Source organism: Moorena sp. SIO3I6, assembly GCF_010672095.1.
Genome location: NZ_JAAHHU010000126.1, coordinates 1 through 17,367, shown reverse-complemented (window position 1 = coordinate 17,367; position 17,367 = coordinate 1). Strand labels below are relative to the sequence as shown.

At 44.8% G+C, this 17,367-nt stretch carries 19 protein-coding genes and 1 pseudogene; 8 read left to right on the top strand and 12 right to left on the bottom strand.

All coding sequences use genetic code 11. The features are described from left to right. A partial coding sequence (locus F6K49_RS26620; RefSeq protein WP_293101425.1) for a restriction endonuclease occupies positions 1-783 on the top strand: 783 nt, incomplete at its 5' end. A gap of 352 nt (positions 784-1,135) precedes the next feature. Here the strand turns inward: F6K49_RS26620 and F6K49_RS26615 are convergent. The 3 genes from F6K49_RS26615 to F6K49_RS26605 all read right to left on the bottom strand — a co-directional run bounded on the left by F6K49_RS26615 (position 1,136) and on the right by F6K49_RS26605 (position 4,367). After that, positions 1,136-1,276 (bottom strand): hypothetical protein, encoded by a 141-nt coding sequence (locus F6K49_RS26615; RefSeq protein ID WP_293101422.1) that lies wholly within the window; start codon positions 1,274-1,276, stop codon positions 1,136-1,138. Positions 1,277-1,560: 284 nt separating this feature from the next. Further along, entirely contained in the window at positions 1,561-2,772 is a 1,212-nt protein-coding gene (locus tag F6K49_RS26610) for an aspartate aminotransferase (RefSeq protein WP_293101419.1), read from the bottom strand. A 410-nt stretch (positions 2,773-3,182) separates the two neighbouring features. Continuing rightward, positions 3,183-4,367, bottom strand: coding sequence for an iron-containing alcohol dehydrogenase family protein (locus F6K49_RS26605; protein WP_293101416.1), 1,185 nt, complete (start codon positions 4,365-4,367; stop codon positions 3,183-3,185). A 156-nt stretch (positions 4,368-4,523) separates the two neighbouring features. Between F6K49_RS26605 and F6K49_RS26600 the strand changes: the two genes are divergently transcribed. Further along, positions 4,524-4,655, top strand: coding sequence for a hypothetical protein (locus tag F6K49_RS26600; protein ID WP_293017320.1), 132 nt, complete (start codon positions 4,524-4,526; stop codon positions 4,653-4,655). A 1-nt stretch (position 4,656) separates the two neighbouring features. Here F6K49_RS26600 and F6K49_RS26595 read toward each other — a convergent pair whose 3' ends face one another. The 7 genes from F6K49_RS26595 to F6K49_RS26565 all read right to left on the bottom strand — a co-directional run bounded on the left by F6K49_RS26595 (position 4,657) and on the right by F6K49_RS26565 (position 12,788). After that, positions 4,657-5,451, bottom strand: a complete 795-nt coding sequence (locus tag F6K49_RS26595) for a lysozyme (RefSeq protein ID WP_293017319.1) — start codon at positions 5,449-5,451, stop codon at positions 4,657-4,659. 946 nt (positions 5,452-6,397) lie between these two features. Next, complete coding sequence (gene murI / locus F6K49_RS26590) at positions 6,398-7,309, bottom strand: glutamate racemase (RefSeq protein ID WP_293017318.1); 912 nt, start codon at positions 7,307-7,309, stop codon at positions 6,398-6,400. Positions 7,310-7,439: 130 nt separating this feature from the next. Further along, positions 7,440-9,350, bottom strand: coding sequence for an N-acetylmuramoyl-L-alanine amidase (locus F6K49_RS26585; RefSeq protein WP_293079604.1), 1,911 nt, complete (start codon positions 9,348-9,350; stop codon positions 7,440-7,442). 448 nt (positions 9,351-9,798) lie between these two features. Then, entirely contained in the window at positions 9,799-11,220 is a 1,422-nt protein-coding gene (locus F6K49_RS26580) for a cation:proton antiporter (RefSeq protein WP_293017316.1), read from the bottom strand. Positions 11,221-12,028: 808 nt separating this feature from the next. Then, positions 12,029-12,187, bottom strand: coding sequence for a hypothetical protein (locus F6K49_RS26575; RefSeq protein ID WP_293017315.1), 159 nt, complete (start codon positions 12,185-12,187; stop codon positions 12,029-12,031). A 32-nt stretch (positions 12,188-12,219) separates the two neighbouring features. Continuing rightward, entirely contained in the window at positions 12,220-12,492 is a 273-nt protein-coding gene (locus F6K49_RS26570) for a hypothetical protein (protein ID WP_293017314.1), read from the bottom strand. Next, positions 12,492-12,788, bottom strand: a complete 297-nt coding sequence (locus tag F6K49_RS26565) for a transposase (RefSeq protein WP_293017313.1) — start codon at positions 12,786-12,788, stop codon at positions 12,492-12,494. Before F6K49_RS26565 ends, F6K49_RS26570 begins: the two co-directional genes overlap by 1 nt. A gap of 261 nt (positions 12,789-13,049) precedes the next feature. Here F6K49_RS26565 and F6K49_RS26560 point away from each other — a divergent pair. The 4 genes and pseudogenes from F6K49_RS26560 to F6K49_RS26545 all read left to right on the top strand — a co-directional run. After that, positions 13,050-13,192: pseudogene (locus F6K49_RS26560) on the top strand (ISAs1 family transposase); the annotation flags it as partial. Between the two features lie 184 nt (positions 13,193-13,376). Beyond that, entirely contained in the window at positions 13,377-14,006 is a 630-nt protein-coding gene (locus F6K49_RS26555) for a peroxidase family protein (protein ID WP_293017312.1), read from the top strand. A gap of 276 nt (positions 14,007-14,282) precedes the next feature. Continuing rightward, a complete protein-coding gene (locus tag F6K49_RS26550) occupies positions 14,283-14,687 on the top strand; it encodes a hypothetical protein (RefSeq protein ID WP_293017311.1) in 405 nt (134 codons plus the stop codon). 69 nt (positions 14,688-14,756) lie between these two features. Next, entirely contained in the window at positions 14,757-15,380 is a 624-nt protein-coding gene (locus tag F6K49_RS26545; protein ID WP_293017310.1) for a hypothetical protein, read from the top strand. Between the two features lie 123 nt (positions 15,381-15,503). Here F6K49_RS26545 and F6K49_RS26540 read toward each other — a convergent pair whose 3' ends face one another. Further along, positions 15,504-15,626: a hypothetical protein gene (locus tag F6K49_RS26540; protein WP_293017309.1), complete on the bottom strand. Its 123-nt coding sequence runs from the start codon at positions 15,624-15,626 to the stop codon at positions 15,504-15,506. Between the two features lie 571 nt (positions 15,627-16,197). Here F6K49_RS26540 and F6K49_RS26535 point away from each other — a divergent pair. After that, entirely contained in the window at positions 16,198-16,395 is a 198-nt protein-coding gene (locus tag F6K49_RS26535; RefSeq protein WP_293017308.1) for a hypothetical protein, read from the top strand. Between the two features lie 323 nt (positions 16,396-16,718). Here F6K49_RS26535 and F6K49_RS26530 read toward each other — a convergent pair whose 3' ends face one another. After that, positions 16,719-16,967, bottom strand: a complete 249-nt coding sequence (locus F6K49_RS26530) for a hypothetical protein (protein ID WP_293047443.1) — start codon at positions 16,965-16,967, stop codon at positions 16,719-16,721. Between F6K49_RS26530 and F6K49_RS26525 the strand changes: the two genes are divergently transcribed. After that, positions 16,961-17,086, top strand: a complete 126-nt coding sequence (locus tag F6K49_RS26525; RefSeq protein WP_293047441.1) for a hypothetical protein — start codon at positions 16,961-16,963, stop codon at positions 17,084-17,086. The two genes, F6K49_RS26530 and F6K49_RS26525, sit on opposite strands and share 7 nt — an antisense overlap. The last annotated feature ends 281 nt before the right edge of the window (positions 17,087-17,367 follow it).

Below are 17,367 nucleotides of genomic sequence, written 5' to 3'. Positions count from 1 at the left end.
ACTGGAGCAGCAGCGATCACAGCGGCTTTGGCAATGTTAGGTCCATTCGGAATGATCGGAGGCATTGCTTTCCTTGGGGTGGTGGGAATAGCTGCTGATGGCTTATCGAAATTCGGACTTGAAGCGTTACTGGTTGGAATATATAAACAGCGCCAACAAGAAGGAGAATCTAAAGCATCTCTCTGTAAAGAGATTGAACGGTTAATGGTTTCTGCTGATTTGAAACGCAAACTCAAAGAAGAAGTGAATAATGGTAAATCTTCGGTTGAGGATAGGCGGGCATCGAAGTCATCATCTTATGATAATATAGGTAAAAATAAATATAAAGGTGATTTAAAACGCAAAGTCAAAGCAGAAGTGAATAATGGGAAATCTTCGGTTGAGGATAGCCGTGCATCGAAACAGGATATTGATGAACAGTTAGATGCAATTGATAACATGAAGGGGAGGGAGTTTGAAGAATATCTGGCTAAATTATTTAAGCAACTGGGCTACCAAGTGAGTAGCACTAAGGCAAGTGGGGATTATGGAGCCGATATGGTAATTCAAAAAGGGGAGATCAAGGCTGTTGTTCAAGCCAAGAGACAACAAGGTAGCGTAGGGATTAAGGCCATTCAGGAAGTAACAGGGGCAATTGGCTATTATCAGGCGAACCTGGGACTAGTTATCACTAATAGTAAGTTTACAGAAAATGCCAAAGAACTGGCAGCTAGTAATCAAATTGAGCTTTTTGAGAGGGATGATTTGAAAAAATTAATTAAAAAAGTATATAGTGCAGGGTAAACCCATTTAATTTTTTTAATATTATATATAATAAAAACGTAAGCATATGCGCTACGCGCAGGCTACGCCAACAGCATATGCGCTACGCGCACGCTACGGGAACAGCTAATGCTTACCTTGCTTTTGCTTAAGGGAGTATGTTCACAATTCAAATAAAAAAGTTATATCATGTCAGGATAATTACCCTTAATAAAAATCTCCCCCATCTCCCCATATTCCCCTCCTGGGAGGGGTTAGGGGTGGGTTCCCATCTCCCCATCTCCCCATCTCCCCATCTCCCCACACTCTCCATTAATTATGGGTATTCAACCAGACTTGATATTACTTGTGTACTGGACAACGAGAGGTTGCCTTAATCCTCTTTAACCTGTTGCTCAATCATGACTAATTCAGCAACAGCATTACCAGTACTTGTTGCCATCCACAAAAAAGCGATCGCGTAGCGTGGCCAAAGGCCAATCGCTACCCCTGTCCGAAGGCTATTGTTCTTCACGATTATGTTCACACCCCAGAAGACCCTTTATAAAAATTGGTGTTCAAGTATATTACCTGAAGGGGTGACCAAGATTGGCAGTTGCGGGAAGTAATATTGTAAACATTGATGGGAAGATGGGGAGATGGGGAGAGAGTCAATTGAGGCAATTGCAAGTTGTCAACCGATGCTACCAGATTTGATATAATCCCCCCAACAGTTCTTGAGTTCACTTACCTGCACCTACTTACAACCTGCAACCTGCAACCTGCAACCTCGAACCTGCAACCTACAACCTCGAACCTTCAACCTTCAACCTTTACCATTGATTGGGCTTGGTAGCGGATATTAGCTTGTTTCAACCGATTGAGGGCTTCACCCAAGCGATCGCATTCCGCAATCAAGCTAATCCGCACATACCCTTCACCCCCGATGCCAAAAGCATTTCCCGGCGTGAGGACTACTCCAGTTTGCTGTAAAACATCCAGGGCAAAATCCGTTGAACCTACCCCTACTGGGCAAGGAACCCACAGATACATGGTTGCCTTGGACTTAGGAATCTGCCAACCCAATTCTGCCAAACCCTCAATCATGAAATCTCGGCGGCGGCGGTAACGGTTTTGGACGTCTTGAAGGTAAACATCTGACAGTTGCAAGGCCGCTTCAGCAGCAGTTTGTAAGGCAGCAAAGATGCCATAGTCCAGATTAGTTTTTAAGGTACGCAACCCTTGAATAATGCGGCTATTCCCCACTACAAAGCCAACGCGCCAGCCAGCCATATTATAAGTTTTGGATAGGGTATGGAATTCTACCCCAATATCTTTAGCGCCAGTAATTTCCAGCAAACTAGTAGGCTGATAGCCATCAAATGCTAATTCGGCGTAACATAAGTCATGTACCAGCAGAATTGAGTACCGACGGGCAAACGCAACAATTTCTTCAAAAAACTCCCTTGGGGCGGTAGCGGTGGTTGGATTACTTGGATAGTTAAAATAGAGGATCTTAGCTCGTTGGGCAACCTGATCCGGAATCGCACCTAAATCAATCAGCCAATCATTTTCCGGTTTCAAAACCAAACTGTGAATTTCCCCCCCAGCAATCAACGGACCCCGGAAGTGTACTGGATAAGCAGGAGAAGGTACTAAAATCAAATCTCCCGGATTCACATAGGCTAAGGCTAGGTGAGCTAGTCCTTCCTTAGACCCTAACAGAGGTAAAGCTTCACTGTCTGGGTCTAGCTCCACATCATAGCGGCGGTGATACCAATTCGTAATTGCCCGACGGAAACTAGCAGTCCCCTCAAACGGAGGATAACCGTGGTTAGCGGGATTTTTTAAGGCTGCGATCGCTGCTTCGATCACCGGCTGGGGTGCTGAACCATCAGGATTACCCATCCCTAAGTCTATCAAATCTAGCCCTTGCTCACGGGCTCTTGCTTTTAATTCATCTAAACGAGCAAATACATAGGGAGGGAGTGCGCTTAGTCGTTGTGCTGGGGTAATCAAATCTACCATCATCAGTGTCAGGTTTGGAAGTTAGCCGGTTGAAGGTCAAGACCTATAATTTTTGACTTTGGCCAAAAGGCCACGCTACGGGAAGGAGTTGAGAGCCAGTGTATGGGAAAATGCTAGTAATATTAAAGGTTATCAGGTTTGAGCTCAAAATCTGCAACCGGCAACCTTCAAAATTTTTGAATTAAGAATTAAGAATTAAGAATTAAGAATTAATTCTGCATTCTGACAGACAACCTACCCTACACCGAATACGGGGCGAACAACCGGCAACCGGCAACCTGACAAGGTGGAACCTACACTACACCGAATACGGGGCGAACAACATTGTTGAATGAAGAATGTGTAATTCCAAATTCTTCATTCTTCATTCTTCATTCTTCATTCTTCATTCTTCATTCTTCATTCTTCATTTTTCATTCTGACAGACAACCTTGGCCTTTGGCCACGCTACGCGAACAACCTTCAACCGCTGGCAAACTTAACTCCTTACGACTCCCCTCAACTAGGACCCTAGTAGAAACCATTGCTGCCATCAGCTGTTCTGGAAGCACCTTAAACGGTAGCCGATGAATATCAGAATTTTCCCCACAGGCAATCTCAGCTGCTTTCTGTAACTGAGCCAAGGTAATCGACCCCAATCCCAGGTCTTGGAGAGTTTGGGGCAAACCAAGCTCAGCATAAAACTTCAGCAACTGTTGCCGTGCTGATGCTGCCAGTTGGTTCCCCTGAAGCATTTCTTCCAAACGCAGCTGCACCAAAATGCCATAAGCCACCTTTTCACCATGTAAAGAATCGTGAGCTGCTGGGATATGAGTTAAACCATTATGTACAGCATGGGCAGCAACAGTACGACATCGAGCTCCTCCCAAGCCCCCAATCACACCAGCCAGTAAAACTGTTGCATCAACAACTTCCCGCCAAACTTCACTACCAGGTTGGGTTAGAGCATCAACGGACTTTTGGAACAAAATATCTCGCAATACCCTTGCCTGTTGGACAGCCGCAATAATTAGAGTATCTGTAGCGCTACCACTACTAACTGAAGCTTCGTACCACTTCGCTAAGGCATCACCAATTCCGGCAACTAGGGTACGTTGGGGCGCTGTCTGAATCAAGCTGTAATCAAGTACCAATAAATCTGGGCAATGGTCAAGTCCAACATCGTACAGGAAAGCCCCCTGGTCAGAATAGATATTAGATAGAGCTGTCCAAGCGGCACAGGTAGCAGCAGAGGTGGGTACAGTGACTACAGGTAACTGGCACTGGTGCGCTAGGATTTTAGCAATATCCAACGCCTTACCACCACCAATCCCAATAATTAAGTCAGATTGATGAGCAGCAACGGCTTCTGAGAGTTTAGCTAAAGACTTCTCACTACAATCAGGACTGTAGGATGCGCATTCATAACTGAGTTGATGCTGTTCCAAAACCGATTCCAGTGATGAGGCTAGGGTAGCCAGAGTATGCTGGCCTCCTACAATCAAAGGACGATTTCCCAGCCGTGCGATCGCATTTCCTGAGTCTTCCAACGGACAACGCAGTACTTGAGTCGGTGCCACGTTTAGGGAAAGCAAGGAGGTAGGTGCTTGTTTGGTCATGCCTGTAGCCCAAATAAACTTTTGGTTTAGTAAGGTGAGTAATGACCTTACTGGGTGATAGGTCTTTTATTATACATTTTGCCAAACTTAGAGGGGTTAGGGATTAGGTCTAGCCTTGGCTGACAACCTTAAACCTGCAACCTTTAACCTTCAACCTTGGCCAAAAGGCCACGCAATCGCGTTCAACCTTCAACCTTTAAACCTTTAAACCTGCAACCTGCAACCTGCAACCTTCAACCTTTAACATTTAACCTTGGCCAAAAGGCCACGCAATCGCGTTCAATTTGACTTAGCTCAGAAACAGTTTACGCTCCGCTTCTCTGCGTTTGCTCAAGCCTAATAGGACTCGACCACCACCCTTGTTCCAACGAAGAAACTCATTGGCCGCCCCTTGAACATCACCCTGATTCAACTTACGTAACAATGTAGAGCGCCTAAACGCTGTTGGTCCTATATTGAACACAAAGCTAACTAGAGCAGAGAATTGATTATCAGTCAGTGATACTTTGACAAGATTACTCACCGTAGATTCAGAACTTTCTAAATCTTGTCTGAGCAATTTTTCCGCTTGCTCAACAGTGATGATATCTCCTATGCGAACACCAGCTGTATGACCCCATCCAATAGTAGGAATTCCCACCGGATCGATATAAGCTTCTACTCTGCCATCGGGGCACCTTTTATGGAGTCCTTCAAACTCTTTAACCAGATCTAAACCAGCTTGGTTAATATTTCGATCGGTACCTGGGGGCAACTCTGGTGTTACTTTATTGATGATAGCATCAAAGTAAAACTGAGCCGTTTGAGGACCAATAATTCCTCTGACAGCTCCAGTATTACCAAGTTTGTTAGCATCTTTAAACTTATTGACTCCTGCCTCAGACAAGTCCAAGCCGCATTCTTTACACAGTTCAATAAAATTTTCTAAAATTATAGGGCTAATAACGTCTTCTACCTCCAATTCCATTAATTCTTGGAGTTTACTAACCTGAGGCACTGGCAGGTTGACTATAATGTCAAGTGCATAGCGTTCTTCTACAGAAAGGCTATCGGTGTTGATGTCTTTAATAGTTAGAGCTGACATAGTTAGATGACTTATAAAATAAACGTAACGTTATTGGCGATAAAATCTGCTTTACTAATTATTATATCCCTAATTTTTATTGGGAAAGGTTAAGGGTAAATTAGTAATTCGCAATTGGTAATGGGTCAAAATAAGCGACAAACCAGATTTTAAGATACAAGAGTCTCCCAGGAAAAAAATCCCATGAGTTGACTCTGTTTCTTGACTAAGCTCATAGCTGACTGCTTACTCAACCACTAGGGTTTTGAGTTACTAAGTTAGTCTTCAGCGTGAGTTTTCGCTTTTACGTTAATTGTGATAAGTTTGAAACAAAAATTTACAAAACGAGTAATTCCCCTTTCCCGTCTCTTGGTGCGCGTTCCCGTGGGCGACAGATTATTAAGGGTAATTATCCGGAGATGATATGACAAGCCGAGCCAAACCTTGATTTAGCTTGATTTAGATCTAGGGTGAGTTAAAGGGGTTAAAGTGATCGAAAAAATTGCGAAAAATTAATCTTGATAATAACTAACTTAGGTGAAGTCGCCTGTGAGCAAGGACTTCACCTAAGAGAAATGGGATGCGGTGACAATTGCCTCCACAACCAAATTTATAGTGAAAAAAATCGGTCTATTATCAGAGTGGGAGAGTTTGAGAGGGAAAAGAATACCCCGTCCTATTAGGTCTTAAAGTTACCGTAAGGATAGTGGAGCCTTTATGGTTAGTCGGCTATTCATAAAAGGGTTAAAACTTTTTGATTAAGGCTCCACTATCCTAAGGTTTCGTCTCTGAGGATGAATTTTTACTCTCAAATAGTGTTAATATAAAAAGTAAGGGTCTCAAAAACTGGGTATTGACCCTACTCAGCTACCGACCGTGCGGGGGAAAGTTACGCCCAGGTCGATAACAGCCAATTAGGTTGTGCAAAGGATACCCCATTCCTGCGACGGATGGGGAAGTTCAATGGTCAATCTACCGATTCTAAAGGTGCGCTTGACCTTGGCGAATTAAATTCGCCAGAGGTCGCACCTAAAGGTATTGTAGGGATTGACACCTGTGGTAGGTGTATTTTTTCAACTGTTGGAGTGTAACCCAGCCATTGTAGGGACTGTTGGGCAAACTGTTGAGGACAACCGCTGACCCCAAAGCGAGTTGGTCTTGCCTCACCAGTATTCTTCCCTCCAATTAAATCCAGTTCTTGAGCAGCAGCAGCAACAACGTATTTCGCTGGGTCTACCAATTTAACGTCTGGGGGTAATATTTCCCGCAGGATCGGTTCTAGATGGGGATAATGAGTACAGCCATAAACTAGGGTATCGATTTGGGCTGCTAGCAAAGGTTCTAGGTACTGCCGTGCTATCGCTTTAGTGTAGGGTTCGCACAAGCGATTTTGCTCCACTAATGGCACAAACTCCGGACAACCCACTTGCCATACCTGAGCAGTTGGTTCAACCTCCAAAATAGCATTTCGATAAGCATTGCTGGCAGCCGTAGCTGGTGTAGCAATCACCCCAACGCGACGACCTTGGTGGACTGCCGCACGGGCACCCGGTAGAATCAGCCCCAGAATTGGGATGTCAAACTCACTACGCAGAGTTTCCAATGCCAGAGCCGAACTGGTATTGCAGGCCATCACCACCATTTTGACCTCCTGTCGCACCATCCAGCTGAGAATCTCGAAGCCGAACTGCACGATTTCATCCGCAGACCTGGTACCGTAGGGTAGCCGTGCTGTGTCAGCAAAGTAAATAATTGATTCGGATGGTAGTTGTTTGTATAGTTCCCTCAGAACAGTCAGACCCCCCACACCACTGTCGAAAATCCCGATGGGACGACTCTGGGGTTGAGTTCGAGAGATCAAAATTGGGTTATTGATCATTGGTTAAGAATTGGCACCTACCCACCCAGGGGCAAGAAACAGATTACTTGGGTTCGCTCAAAACAAGAAAATCGTTAGATTATAGGTTAACAATTATCAATTAAGAATTGACACAATATTAGAACTCAACTTAGGTCAACCGATTTTGCCGAATATATAGGAGGATGCCACGAGCGATCGCTCTAGCCATCTGGCTGCGATAGGCGGCAGTTTTCAGTTTAGCTGAGTCTTCATAGCCGGTTAGAAAACCAACTTCTACCAAAACTGCTGGCATGGAGGTTTTCCTGAGCACATAAAACCTCGCCCGTCGGGTACGTCGGTCACTAACATCCACGCTCCGCAAGATAGTGTAGTGGATGGTTTGGGCAAGACTCTGACCAGTAGAGTAGTAGTAAGTCTCTAATCCATTCACATCCGGTCGCTTACCCCCGATAGCATTGGCGTGGATGCTTACAAATAAATCAGCATCAGTCCGTTCTGCCACTTGAACTCGTCCATTCAGACTGATGAATCGGTCATCTGAGCGAGTCATGACAACCTGAATCCCCTGTTTTTCCAACAGCGCTTCCACCTGTCGGGAAATCGACAAATTAACATCCTTCTCTTGTATACCCCCAAGCCCAATAGCACCAGGGTCTTTGCCACCGTGTCCGGCATCAATGACCACTACCAGGCGCTCTTTGGGAACCCGACGTCTGGGAATTGGTGGGCGAGTCCGGTTAGGCGGTGGCACAGGAATCGAGTTAGGCGGTGGCACAGGAATCGAGCGGGGGGGTATCCTGGTTGGCCTGCGTGATATCAATGGTCTCAGTTGCAGAGCCAACAGCTGATCATTGAGCTGATTGAGGCTACCAATCCGGGTACCGTTTGATGGCTGTACCAAAATCAGCACCGTGTTTTTGTCCTCCTGTCGCACCATCACTTCTGATACGGGACTAGTGGTATTAAGTTGAGGGCCACTGAACTTCTCAGCTAGTTTGGCATTCGGTATAGTAATTTGGTAAGCCTTTGAACGAGGATCCCATTTGCTAGTGGCTCTGACCCGTTGGTTAGCTTTAATCAACAGCTGAGTCTGATTGCTAGCCAATTCCACTGACCCAATGGTGGCTAACTTACCGGTATTAGCCGAGCCACGGGATTGAATCGGTTTCGTTGGCACTTTGGATGTTGGTCCATTATCTAACCTTTGAGCCGGGACACCCCTAGGGAAAATCAACACCCCCCCCAATCTTTCACTGAACGATGCTAGCCAATCAGGGCTGTCACTATCCACATTCAGGGTCATCCGGACAATCGGTGGGGACTCTTTTTTCTTTTCAAACTCGATTTTGCTAACCCCGTAGCGATTTACCTCCAAATCTTCCCCTAACAGACTCTCGGCAATCGTAACCCCTTCTAGGTCGATGTTAATGCGGCGGTTATTGCGACTTCGTTCGATTTGAATGATGGGTTTCCCACCATCGGTACTGACAAAAAATCCATTTCTATTGATCTGAAAGCCTTGTCGGCGAATCCCCGGATTGGATCTCGGAATAGTTGGATTGGATCTCGGAATAGTTGGCCGTGGTGGAGGGGATTGAGTGCGGGTCGGTGGCTCAGCCGGTGGTAGAGATGGCGGTGCTGGGTTAGGCAGAACCGGCAATGACCCTCGATAAGGCTGAGGTAATTGTACAGTCCACTGATTGGGGCTAATACCCCGAAATTTTACCTGCTGGGGGTCTATAGTGTAACCAGGAGCCAATTCAACCACAATCCGAGTAGTTTGTCTCTCAAATTGACCCACTCGCACTTCTCGAATCCCCCCGCTTAGACGCTGATTTGTTGATGGACCTCCGACGTTAATTCCTGGTAAATCAATGACTAACCGGGTAGGATTAGAAATGAGTTGGGCTGTGGGTTGTACACCCACATCAGTCGTAAATTCCAGGCGATTCTGATTGCGATCATATTGCCAAAATAGTAGTTCACGGGCTTGAGCCGCCAATGAAAATAGAGAAAATGTCAAAGAGCTGGAGAGTAGCAGTAGCCAGCGAAACCTCACAATTCTTACTCCTGTATCATGTATCTTAGGTAATTGGTTATAGCAATTGGTTATAGCAATTGGTTATACCAGCTGTTAGCGGTTAAGTATTAGACCCCAACAGCTGCCTAGAGTAGGCTATAGTTAACCGCTAATCCCTAACCGCTCACGATGAATACCCCTAATTAATAGCCCAGTCAAGCAATGTCTAGTCTGTCTGATGAATCAGATTAATCTGATTCATCTGATTAAAACCGTTAACAGACTCGGACGTAGAGTAGCTTGGTTAAGTTTCAAGAGTTTCAGTATACACGGGTTGCTCTGAATCGAAAATTTGGTTTTAGTTAACACACTTAGCTTTGTCAAATCTTAAAGCATACACAATCAACTAAATTGAACAGGATTCTTCAAGAATCCTGCATCAATAATTGTCTTTAATCAGCAAGCTCAGATACCATTAGAACAAGTCTCAAGACTCTCCAGCTGTTTCCACCTGCTCAGATGGCTCTTGAAAGACCAACCGCAACAAAGGCGGAGCGATAAAAGTCGTTAAGATAACCATCATGATAATCGCTGCTTCAGTGGCTTCTGAAAGAGCACCACTTGCTGAACCAACACCAGCAAAGACTAGCCCCACTTCACCTCTGGGAATCATGCCAACCCCAATAGCCAGACGGTTAATTCCTGATTGACCAAAGACTGTCAATCCTGTGATCACCTTACCAAGAATTGCCACCACAATCAGGAAAGTTGCCAAGATCAAACCCTCGCGATTACTGGGAACTGCTGGGTTAAGGACACTCAAATCAGTTTTGGCTCCCACTGTAACAAAGAAGATCGGCACAAGTATATCTGCCACTGGTAAGACCTGTTCTTCCAATTCTCGACGCTTATCCGTCTCTGCCAAGACTAGCCCAGCAGCAAAGGCTCCCAAAATGGCTTCTAATTGGATAGCTGTGGCAATATAGGACAAGACAAAGGCAAAAATGAGTGCTGTCAGTAATACCTGACCTCGTGTTTTCATTTCCTTGACCAAGGCAACGAAATACGGACCGAGGAAGCGACCGATTAGAATTGCTCCAACTAGGAAGACACCAGCACTAATAATCAAATAGATCACATTAGTGATCACGACTTCCCCAGTTTTTGCCAAACTAGCCACTACAGCCAGGACGATAATTCCTAAGACATCATCGAGTACAGCAGCACCAATGATAATTTGCCCTTCTTTAGAACTGAGCTGTCCAATTTCTGCTAGGACTTTAGCGGTAATCCCGATACTAGTGGCAGTTAGGGCAGCACCAGCGAAAATAGCAGGGACAGCAGAAATATGAAATAGGTAAGCTAAACCAGCAGTACCAGCAGCAAAGGGAACAACCACCCCAACTACAGCTACCACAGCGGCCTGCGGACCAACACGGATCAGTTCTTTGAGGTCAGACTCTAGTCCAATTTCAAATAACAAGATGATCACGCCGAGTTCCGCCAAGACGGAAATCACCTCGCTAGTAGACTGAAATACTGAGTTGGTAGCTTCTGGGGTTAGACCAGCGGTAGTTTGGAGAAAGGTCATCATTACGGAATTGCTAGCCGCACTGCCCCCTTCTGGGAAAACTAGCAGATTTAGGGCAGAAACCCCGACAACTACACCACCGACCAATTCCCCTAATACCGGTGGTAAGTTAATCCGAGCACAAATTTCGCCTCCGAGTTTACTGGCGAAGTAGATCACCACTAGACTCAATAGCACTCCTGCAAGAACCAGTGACCCGTTTTCTGCTTCATTAGCAGTGGCTTCAGTTGCTGTTGCCAATAGGGATGGGAGAGGGTGTTCAGGGGGGAGGAATGGTATGGGGGTGAGGAGATTCACCCAGGCAGTTATATCAGCCATGTAGTTGCGAATAAATCATTCATTATACTTTACAAAAATTATGGCAACCCTTGAGCCTCTCAGGTCTAATCAGGGGCTCAAACTAAGCTAGTACTGTGTCAATTTAGTTTTGAGGGTTAGGTGTTAGGTGTTAGGTATTAGGTGACAAGTTAAACAAAAATGCCGTTTGTCAAGCCTTGATTAATAAATATTTATAAAACCTTGGCCAAAAGGCCACGCTACGCGAACAATTGCTTTCTGTAATTAGGATAGGGGTATTTAGCTCCATGGCGTAAGTATGAAGAACAGTTTTTGCCCTAGGTATTGATGATAATGCTTACGCTAGTCTAACTCATGGCTAAGGACCCTTCCCCCGGCAGTAGCGGATCGTCTCTGACAAATTAAGATTTGGAAGCGCTGTAGCATAGTGATCAACTGAAGAACACAGGGCAGGGGAAAAAGCTGATGGCACACTCACACGGGAGAATGCGGGAGCGTGGTAGCCCCGCGATTTTAATCCGGGTCAGAAGTTACAGCAGTCGAAGCCTAGTTTAGGACAGTCACTTTTCCTCAAACCTATCCGGGAGGAAACGCGACACGGCAGTGCGAGCAATCCCTCGCACTGCCGTGAAAAGTGTATAATAATGAAGTGAGTAAGGACAGACGCCTACGTGACGAAGCGACTCTAGTACCGGAGAAATACCGACCCTGGCCAAAAGGCCACGCTACGCGAACAAAGATGGCATTGCGTTAATCCTCAGGTGCGCTTTCCGTTCGCCGTAGGCGACGCTTTCGGCAAAGCCGACGCTGCGCGAACGCGAACGGCCAATTAAATTCGCCACGGGTCGCACCTCTTGGATCTTTCCATCCACGAATTCGTTCTTTCGATTCCCCACCAAGCTTTGACTGGTACAAACCCACTTTTACCTTCTTTTTCCTTCTGAGCTTTGGATGGTTTCGCCGAAAGCTTAAATCTAATTTTGGTCATAATCTGAGGATAAATTTTCTCTAATTCCTGTGTCAGCTTTTCATCGGTGATATCCGCCGGTCTTGTAAGATGGTAATCTTGGCAATATTGACGGGTTTAGATTTGAAGTAATCAATGTGGTTAGACAACATTTCAATTAATCCCACATCGTCAGACACCGAGGCTTTGGTACAGTGACTAAAAAAAGGGAAACCCAAGGTATCTACTGCTAGATGTCTTTCATTAGTAGCTTTGTAAAAACAAAATCCTTTGGAAGAGATGCTGGCATTGCAGGTGTTTTTCACTGCTTGGGAGTCGATAATCATCAGGGTTGTCCATTGCCCTTTTTTTTTACTTGCTCACGTACTCGACGATGTAGGATGTCCCTAATTTCTTCGATTACTCCTTGCGTACGCCACTGTTTGTAGTACCAAAACACTGTGGAATAGGGAGGTAAGTCTTTAGGTAAATCACACCAATTACAACCATTCTTGAGTTGGTACAAGATACCATCTAATATCTGCCTCTTACTCCACAATGGTTGTCTAGTTTGCTTCTTTTTGGGCAACAGAGGCTCGATTATTTCCCATTCAAGATCACCTCGACTAATTGAGTACGGCATTTTTTCCCTATTTTACTCCATTACTGAGATCTCAAATGGGTTCTATACAAAACCGATCACCCATAAAGGCGACCCTCTCTTACGGTAACTTCAAAGGCAGTAACTCTTGCTCAAATAGACTTCGATTTGTACAAACAGTCCCAGTGGTCTGGATTACAGACCATTGTAATGGTTATTCGCACCCGCCATCATAGGAACAAGACTACCCGTGAGGTGATGTTTTACCTCACTTCTTTACCACCCCTCAACACGTCGGGCTTAGCAATCCGACAACACTGGTCCATTGAAAACCAACTCCACGCTCGTATTAGATGTCACCTTTGGGGAGGATGCGACGCGGATTCGTACAGGGCATGCACCACAGAATATGGATTTACTCAAGCGCGCTTAGTCTCAATCTACTCAATCTTGAAACGAGTTATAAACGCAGTACTCGTCAAAAAGTCAAACGAGCCAGTATGGTACCAAGGTATATGCTTAAGGTTTTAAAAGCTTCAATTCCCCTACAGTCTAACTTATCTGAGGCATAATTTTTCGCCGCTGTACCCTGCAGCGTTTACCAATCAGAAGTGGTATCGCCAGAATTGGATGACAGTGGAATTTAGTTTGGTATATCGTTGGCACAGTGCCCTTCCCGAGACTCTGACCTATGACAGTAAGCAAATTCCGATGGTGGATAGCCTCTGGAATAATGAGATGCTGATCAATAAAGGCTTGGGACCATTGTTTGAGGAGACCTGTTCCCAACCAGGCACCAAAATTGGTTTGTTCAACACGGCAGAATTCCTGATACCTGTTGAATTGAAAAGTATCGACTTAGGTCGTCAAGCTCAACTGGCTAGCTACAATGATTACCGGGAAATGTGTCAGTTTCCTCGGGTGACTGATTTCGATCAGATCACAGCTGATGAAGATACTCAAAGGGAACTAAAACGGTTATACGGTGATGTCAACAAGATTGAATTCTATGTGGGACTCTATGCTGAGGATGTGCCACCAAATGCAGCAGTAGGTGCCCTGGTTACCCGAATGATAGCAATTGATGGGTTTTCCCAAGCATTGACCAATCCCCTGTTGGCAGAAAATATCTTCAACGAAGAAACCTTTTCCCCCGTCGGTTGGGAAGTAATACAAAACACAAATACTCTCTCAGATGTGGTAAACCGCAATACTCAACAGCCGGATAAAAGCTATAAAGTAACATTTGACAATCCGTAAGCAAGGCATCGGGTATTGTCAAAGAAAAATTAAAGTAAAAATTCCAGCTCTCTGATTGATAAATCACCATTTATTTCAGTAAAATTTGAGTCTCAATCGCCAGCTATATGCTCACTTAATTTGACAGTAACCGAATCAAATCTGCTGCTATACTAACGGAGTTTTTATCACCACAACTTACTGATTTTTTTCTCTAAAAAAATAACCATGAAGCTATTTACATAATATCCCGAAAAGGACGAACAAAACTATTACAACCTTGTAGCAGAGCAAGTCATGATTCAGATGGATAAGCTTTACAAGGATGAGGAACGGGCTTTGCGAGACACCCATGCCAAAACCCACGCCTCGGTGGAGGGAAACCTAGAAATTTTTGATTTTGATGAACAGAGCATTAAAAGCGAACTGGCGAAACGAACTCGGCTTACTCAAAAGCAACTCAATGGGATTTCCCTCAAGCAAGGACTTTTTGCGACACCAAAACAATATCCTGTTCAGCTGCGATTTGCTAATGGGCGAACAAATGTTGAAAACGACTATGTCTCAGACACACGCTCAATGTCTGTGAAAGTGATTGGTGTTGAAGGAGAAAGTTTAGAACAAAGCTACGAGCCAAACACTCAAGATATTATTGTTCAAAATGCTAAGATCTTTTTTATCAAAACCATCAAATATTATTAGGAATTTTTTGGCTCCATAGTTGAGTCAGAGCAAGCTGCCCAAAAGTGGCTCAGGACTCATCCCAGGCAATTGCTAGCCCTAGCTAAAGTAACAGCTCGAACCCCAAAGAGTTTATTAACGGAACGGTATTGGAGTGGTTCTGCTTATGCCCTTGGACTCAAATCAGATTTTGATCAGTCTCAACCGGGCCTAGTTCCTGTTGAGTATCCCGCTGTGATCAAATATGCGTTTACCCCTGTTTCATGCCAGCCTCCCCATCAAAGCATGCGATATCAGTCCCGACCAGGTATTCCTAAACTTCCCTTCATCAATCGCGCCAAGGCTCTGGGATTGGATGAAAGTAAACCGGACAATTACTATCGAGATGAGCTGATCGAACAACTATCAAAAACCGATGCTCTTTATTGCTGGGACTTTGGTATCCAATTCCAAACCAACCCGAAAATGTCCATCGATGATGTCACAATTCGTTGGAGTGAGAAGAAATCACCATTTTTTACCGTTGGTCGCCTCACCGTCAAGCATCAGATCATCGATTTTGACAAACAATACGACTTTGCTGAAAACCTGCGATTTTCCCCGTGGAATGGCTTAGTGGTTCATCGTCCTGTGGGAGCTCTCAACCGGCTCCGTAATGTAGTTTATCCGATTGTGGCTAAGTATCGTTATCAAAAACGGGGACTTAACTACTAGTCTTTTAACCTTGCTCTGATGCTACATAGTTCATCTGTTCTGCAACTTTGACCTGCTCCCTCTCCTTCTCTATACACCCATTCGTCACAAGTTAAGGTTGTGTATCATTTGTCAATGGCTTAGTTACAAAATGTTACTGGTTGTAAAAGTGGTTGCTAATTCATGCTTTTGAGATTTTCCTAGTTTTGGCGATCGTGTTTCTTGGCAAGGCGATCGCCAGATACCCGCTCCCCAAACACAAGTCATTCAATCATCTGTCCTCAAAGGGTATAAATCGTCAATGCCAATCACAGCAGGTGCGACCCGTGGCGAATTTAATAATTAGATGCGGAAAGCGCACCTAAAGAGATTGAAGGTAAGGTAAAGATTAATTAACAATACCTTGACAAAATCTATTCTACCTTAACTTTTTGGCCTCATAAGGGGTGTAATCTAAAAAAAACCTTAAAAAGCTTGATTGGGAGATCGCATTAATCTATAGTTATAGCGGTTGATTAGTAGAGGCAAAAGTAATGATTTGTGAAGCTACTAAAGAAGTTCCCAGTGGTTTTATGCTCTGCCGGGAATCGAAGGCTTACCCAAAACAAAAATTCCCAGTTTCCACAAGGTAGCTCAAGCCGTCCTGCTCGTTGCGCCGAGCAGAATATAGCAGTGAGCAGCACTATTGGTTAATGTTTTTTAGGGGTGTACAGCTCAGAGTGTAGTTCACCAAGTCAGCATCTTTCATGTTCACCTGTTTTTTGGGAGTTGGATTGGTGAAAAGTTATATAGATATTTTGCCCAGGTACGAATCGAGGACTTTTTTCCCGAACCTCTATTGGCAGCATCTAGCGCCTTTGATATTCCTATTTTATCTTCCTATTATAGCGGATTTAACCGGGAGCATGTCACTTATGCAGAAACATTAGTACGCTTATCTGGGGAATGGGGAATGGGGAATGGGGAATGGGGAATGGGGAATGGGGAATGGGGAATAGGTAATAGGGGGAGCATGGGGAGCCGGTCAATTTGGTGAGAACGCTTGAACTACAGTGTTTTCAGGGTTTTAATAGCGTACATGAGTTATTTTAGTACATTTGTTCTACGAATTTGACATGCTCCCAGCTTATTGTATTCAAAAGCTATTCGTAAAGTAGCGTGCCCATAGCCCATAAGCTAATAGCTGATAGCACCTCAAGTAGCATCTCAAGTAGCGCTAATCGCTGTTCGCTGACAGCTGAATACTTACATTTGAGCTTCCCCTGTCGAGACAACATTCACGTTGCGAAGACGCAAGGCCGATATGCAGATCGCTATCCATGGTATCTTCATCTAAATAAAGGCGAATCTGTGTCATGTTTAGGGTTTGGTTGCCTGATAATGTTGTTTGGCCAGTTCTTCATAGGCGGTTTGTTCGGCTGCGATATCTTCGTCTATTTCCTGACGGTTAGCATGATAATAAGTTAATGCGGCATAAATTTGAGTGATTGTTAGGTGATGTAATCGTCTCGCTATTTCATAGCGCGTTGTTACCTTGATTATATAGGCCAGCAATTCGGCGCACAGAGGTTCGAGTTCCTGCAATGACTGGACGATTACTATTGGCATCAGTACTGATCAGGCAAGCCAATGTCGGTAAGGGCTGCCAAGGGGTTTCTCCAATTGATTTAAGTGGTTTTTCCCTTATTTTAAACTATAGGGCCACGCTACGCGATCGCATTCGGTAGGGTAGGGTGTGCAAATTATGATAGTTTGGCAATTTAATTAGGAATCATGTCTATTTGCCCACCCGACAAGAGGCGATCGCCCTATCAGCGATCGCCCTATCAGCGGTCAGCGGTCAGCTATCAGCTAATGCGCTACGCGCACGCTGCTTGAGGTGCTATCAGCTAATGCGCTACGCGCACGCTGCTTGAGGTGCTATCAGCTAAGTAGTCGGACAAAACTAAAATTAACTCTTTAAATAGGGAGCAGGGACTTCGGAGCAGGGAGCAGAGGGACTTTTGGC